The following is a 4,936-nucleotide window of genomic DNA, read 5'->3' on the forward strand; positions in this document are numbered from 1 at the left end:
GGGGTGGTTAGCGGCGGGGGCCCAGGGCGGCGTCCACGGCGCTGCCCAGGGCGGCCACGACGAGGCCGACGGAGGGGCGGACCACGGAGTCGTCCAGGCTGACGGTGCCGGAGAAGCCGGCGCCGCCGGCGATCTCCTCCAGCCGCTGCCGGGCCTCCCGGGCCGCGTCACCGCTCAGGCCGAGCGCCGGCTCCATCCGCAGCACCGCGACCAGGGTGGCCAGGGCCGCCGTCCGCTCGTCGGGCAGCTCGCCGCTGGCCAGCGCCTCGGCGAGCCGGCGTCGGGTGTCCGCCTCGACGGCCGGGTCCACCGTCGGGTAGCGGTGCACGTGGATGAAGCCCAGCTCGGTCTCGTCGACGTCGCGCACCACGCCCTGGGCGCACAGGTCACCCAGGATCTTGTCGCGCAGGCCGTGCCGCAGCCGCTGCACCCAGGACGAGGGGCTGTGGGGCGTGTCGGCGGCCATGCGGGCGAGGACCCCGTCGACGAGCGGCTCGCCGGTGGGCGTCGGGTCGACCACCGTCAGGGACCCCTCGGAGTACACGATCCGCCCGGCCAGGGCCAGTTCGATCAGCACCGCGGCGGCCATCCCCAGGTCGAGGCTGATCCGCGGCATGGTCGCCTTGCCGGTCTCGTCGTCGTACGCGAGGAGAAGCAGCTCTTCGGCGAGCGCAACACCAGTCATGGCCGGAGACGGTAGCGGCTGCGCGCATCCCGCGCACGGACTCGCGCACGGATTCACGCGCAGCCGCGCGACGGACCTCAGAAGCGGGGCATGCCACCGAACTGGCGGTCGCCCGCGTCGCCGAGCCCCGGCACGATGAACATGCGGTCGTTGAGCCCCTCGTCGATCGAGGCGGTGACCAGGCGCAGCGGCAGGCCGGAGCGCTCCAGCCGCTCGATGCCGACGGGCGCGGCGAGCACGCAGAGCACGGTGATGTCGGTGCAGCCCCGGTCGGCCAGCAGCCGGCAGCAGTGCTCCAGCGAGCCGCCGGTGGCGAGCATCGGGTCGAGCACCAGCACCGGCAGGCCGCTCAGGTCGCGCGGCAGCGACTCCATGTAGGCGCGCGGCTCGTACGTCTCCTCGTCCCGGGCCAGGCCGACGAAGCCCATCGAGGACTCCGGCAGCAGGCCGAGCGCGGCGTCGGCCATGCCCAGGCCGGCCCGCAGCACCGGTACGAGCAGCGGCGGGTTTGCCAGCCGGGTGCCCTCGGTGCCGGTGACGGGGGTCTGCACCGGGTACTTCTCGACGGGGAAGGAGCGCGCGGCCTCGTACACCAGCATGGTGGTGAGTTCGTGCAGCGCCGCCCGGAACGAGGAGGAGTCGGTGCGCGCGTCCCGCATGGCGGTCAGCCGCGACTGGGCGAGCGGATGGTCAATGACGTGTACGTCCACGATCGCTCAACCTACCGGTCCACCCGTCCCGGCACTGCGGGTGCGGCCGGACCGGCGACCTCGCTCACCATGCGCCGGCGACAGCACGGTGACCAAGATCACTGTCCGGCCGGGTGCGTAGACTTCGGGGCATGACGGCGACAGCGACGTCGGCCCGGTCGGAGCTCTCCGAGTTGGGACGATCCGAGACCGCTCTGCGGACCTTCCTGCACGGCCTGCCCGGCGTGGACCAGGTCGGCGCGGAGCAGCGGGCGGCACAACTCGGCACCCGCTCCATCAAGACCACCGCCAAGGCCCAGGCCATCGACCTGGCGATCCGGATGGTCGACCTGACCACCCTCGAAGGGGCGGACACCCCGGGCAAGGTGCGGGCCCTCGCGGCCAAGGCGCTGCGCCCCGACCCGGCCGACCCGTCCTGCCCGCACGTGGGCGCGGTCTGCGTCTACCCGGCGATGGTCCCGCACGTTGCCGAGGTGCTGCGCGGCTCCGGCGTGCACCTGGCCAGCGTGGCGACCGCCTTCCCGTCGGGCCAGGCCCCGCTGGAGGTCAAGCTCGCCGACACCCGGGCCGCCGTGGCGGCCGGCGCCGACGAGATCGACATGGTGATCAACCGGGGCGCCTTCCTCGCCGGCCGCTACCAGGAGGTCTACGACGAGATCGTTGCGGTCAAAGAGGCCTGCGGCTCTGCTGACGGCGGTCACCAGGGGCGACCGGCAGCCCACCTCAAGGTCATCCTGGAGACCGGCGAGCTGGCCACGTACGACAACGTGCGGCGCGCCTCCTGGCTGGCGATGCTGGCCGGCGGCGACTTCATCAAGACCTCCACCGGCAAGGTCCCGGTGGCAGCCACCCCGCCGGTGACCCTGGTAATGCTGGAGGCCGTCCGCGACTTCCGGGCCGCCACCGGCCGGCAGGTCGGCGTGAAGCCGGCCGGCGGCATCAAGACCACCAAGGACGCCATCAAGTACCTGGTGATGGTCAACGAGACCGTCGGCGCGGACTGGCTGGACCCGGACTGGTTCCGGTTCGGCGCCTCCAGCCTGCTCAACGACCTGCTCATGCAGCGCACCAAGCTGACGACCGGCACCTACTCCGGTCCCGACTACTTCACCCTGGACTGAGAGCCGATGTTCGAATACGCACCCGCCCCCGAGTCCCGCTCGGTGGTGGACCTGAAAGCCTCCTACGGGCTCTTCGTCGACGGGGAGTTCGTGGACCCCACCGACGGCGGCACGTTCAAGACGGTCAACCCGGCCTCCGAGGAGGTGCTCGCCGAGGTCGCCGAGGCCGGCGCGCAGGATGTGGACCGCGCCGTCCGCGCCGCCCGCCAGGCGTACGAGAAGGTCTGGGGCCCGATGCCGGGCCGGGACCGGGCGAAGTACCTCTTCCGGATCGCCCGGATCCTCCAGGAGCGCTCCCGCGAGCTGGCCGTGCTGGAGTCCCTGGACAACGGCAAGCCGATCAAGGAGTCGCGCGACGTCGACCTGCCCCTGGTCGCGGCGCACTTCTTCTACTACGCCGGCTGGGCCGACAAGCTGGAGCACGCCGGCTTCGGCGCGAACCCGCGCCCCCTCGGCGTGGCCGCGCAGGTCATCCCGTGGAACTTCCCGCTGCTGATGCTGGCGTGGAAGATCGCCCCGGCGCTGGCCGCCGGCAACACGGTGGTGCTGAAGCCGGCCGAGACGACGCCGCTGACGGCACTGCTCTTCGCCGAGATCTGCCAGCAGGCCGACCTGCCCGCCGGCGTGGTCAACATCGTCACGGGCGCCGGCGAGACCGGCCGGGCGCTGGTCGAGCACCAGGGCGTGGACAAGGTCGCCTTCACCGGTTCGACCGAGGTCGGCCGGGCCATCGCCCGCTCGGTCGCCGGCACCCGCAAGAAGCTCACCCTGGAGTTGGGCGGCAAGGCCGCCAACATCGTCTTCGACGACGCCCCCGTCGACCAGGCCGTCGAGGGGATCGTCAACGGGATCTTCTTCAACCAGGGGCACGTCTGCTGCGCCGGCTCGCGGCTGCTGATCCAGGAGAACGTCGCCGACCGGGTGCTGGAGTCGCTGAAGCGGCGGATGGCCCAGCTGCGCGTCGGCGACCCGCTGGACAAGAACACCGACATCGGCGCGATCAACTCGGCCGCGCAGCTCGCGCGGATCCGGGAGCTCTCCGACGCCGGGTCCGCCGAGGGCGCGGAGCGCTGGTCACCGCCGTGCGAGCTGCCGGACCGCGGCTTCTGGTTCGCGCCGACGATCTTCACCGGGGTCACCCAGGCGCACCGGATCGCCCGCGAGGAGATCTTCGGCCCGGTGCTCTCCGTGCTGACGTTCCGCACCCCGGCCGAGGCCGTCGAGAAGGCCAACAACACGCCGTACGGGCTGTCGGCCGGGATCTGGACCGACAAGGGTTCCCGGATCCTGTGGATGGCCGACCGGCTGCGCGCCGGCGTCGTCTGGGCCAACACGTTCAACAAGTTCGACCCCACCTCGCCCTTCGGCGGCTACAAGGAGTCGGGCTACGGTCGCGAGGGCGGCCGGCACGGGCTGGAGGGCTACCTCAATGTCTGAGCGGGTCGCGGTACGCAAGACGTACAAGCTCTTCATCGGCGGGAAGTTCCCGCGCAGCGAGTCGGGACGGTCGTATCTCGTGCAGGACGCCAACGTTTCCCTCGCCTCCCGCAAGGACGCGCGGGACGCCGTGGTCGCCGCCCGCGCCGCCGTGAAGGGCTGGGCCGGGGCGACGGCGTACAACCGGGGTCAGATCCTCTACCGGGTCGCCGAGATGCTGGAGGGCCGGCGCGAGCAGTTCGTCGCCCTCGGCGTGCCCGGCGACGAGGTCGACGCGGCCGTGGACCGCTGGGTCTGGTACGCCGGCTGGTCCGACAAGCTCCCCCAGGTCTACGGCGGCGCCAACCCGGTCGCCGGGCCGTACTTCAACCTGTCGGCGCCCGAGCCGACCGGCGTCGTGGCCGTGGTGGCCCCGGAGTCCCCGGCGCTGCTCGGCCTGGTCAGCGTGATCGCCCCGGCGATCGTCACCGGCAACACGGTGGTGGTGGCGACCTCGCCGACGCAGCCCCTGGCGGCCGTGACCCTGGCGGAGGTGCTCGCCACCTCCGACCTGCCCGGCGGGGTGGTGAACCTGCTCACCGGCCGGATCGCCGAGACCGTGCCGGCGCTGGCCGCCCACATGGACGTCAACGCCATCGACCTGACCGGGGTGGCCGACGCCGAGCTGGCGACGGAACTGGAGGTCAAGGCGGCGCAGAACCTCAAGCGGGTGCTCCGGCCGGCCCCGGCCGACCACGACTGGTCCGCCGACCCCGGCATCACCCGGATGACCACGCTGCTGGAGACGAAGACGGTCTGGCACCCCAAGGGGGTGTGACTGTTCTGTCCACGAACGGTTTTCCGGGGAGCCCCGCCCGCTCCGGGCGGTCAGGCTTGATCCCTGCGCGGGCGGGGCTCCCCGGAAAACCGTTCGTGGACAGGTTCGTGGGAGAGCTCGGCTCAGGTGTGCTGCCTCGGGAGGAGTCGGCGCTGGGGTGCTGCCT

At 72.3% G+C, this 4,936-nt stretch carries 5 protein-coding genes; 3 read left to right on the forward strand and 2 right to left on the reverse strand.

What is annotated here, in order from left to right; genetic code table 11:
* Positions 1-7 precede the first annotated feature (7 nt).
* Positions 8-685, reverse strand: coding sequence for a GPP34 family phosphoprotein (locus tag F6X68_RS30610; RefSeq protein ID WP_151457505.1), 678 nt, complete (start codon positions 683-685; stop codon positions 8-10).
* Positions 686-762: 77 nt separating this feature from the next.
* Positions 763-1,395, reverse strand: a complete 633-nt coding sequence (upp, locus tag F6X68_RS30615) for a uracil phosphoribosyltransferase (protein WP_089002050.1) — start codon at positions 1,393-1,395, stop codon at positions 763-765.
* 131 nt (positions 1,396-1,526) lie between these two features.
* Between upp and deoC the strand changes: the two genes are divergently transcribed.
* Genes deoC through F6X68_RS30630 form a run of 3 tightly spaced genes read left to right on the forward strand, consistent with a single transcriptional unit; the run spans position 1,527 to position 4,770 of the window.
* A complete protein-coding gene (gene deoC / locus F6X68_RS30620; RefSeq protein ID WP_151457506.1) occupies positions 1,527-2,516 on the forward strand; it encodes a deoxyribose-phosphate aldolase in 990 nt (329 codons plus the stop codon).
* A gap of 6 nt (positions 2,517-2,522) precedes the next feature.
* Entirely contained in the window at positions 2,523-3,953 is a 1,431-nt protein-coding gene (locus F6X68_RS30625; protein ID WP_151457507.1) for an aldehyde dehydrogenase family protein, read from the forward strand.
* Complete coding sequence (locus F6X68_RS30630) at positions 3,946-4,770, forward strand: aldehyde dehydrogenase family protein (protein ID WP_151457508.1); 825 nt, start codon at positions 3,946-3,948, stop codon at positions 4,768-4,770. The genes F6X68_RS30625 and F6X68_RS30630 overlap by 8 nt, the downstream gene beginning before the upstream one ends.
* Positions 4,771-4,936 lie beyond the last annotated feature (166 nt).

This window comes from Micromonospora sp. AMSO12t (assembly GCF_008806585.1).
Taxonomy (GTDB): Bacteria; Actinomycetota; Actinomycetes; order Mycobacteriales; family Micromonosporaceae; genus Micromonospora; species Micromonospora reichwaldensis.

Excerpts from the sequence above, each read along its gene's own strand:
- F6X68_RS30625 (WP_151457507.1), top strand. The coding sequence starts at position 2,523 with ATGTTCGAATACGCACCCGCCCCCGAGTCCCGCTCGGTGGTGGACCTG.
- F6X68_RS30610 (WP_151457505.1), bottom strand. The coding sequence starts at position 685 with ATGACTGGTGTTGCGCTCGCCGAAGAGCTGCTTCTCCTCGCGTACGAC.
- deoC (WP_151457506.1), top strand. The coding sequence starts at position 1,527 with ATGACGGCGACAGCGACGTCGGCCCGGTCGGAGCTCTCCGAGTTGGGA.
- F6X68_RS30630 (WP_151457508.1), top strand. The coding sequence starts at position 3,946 with ATGTCTGAGCGGGTCGCGGTACGCAAGACGTACAAGCTCTTCATCGGC.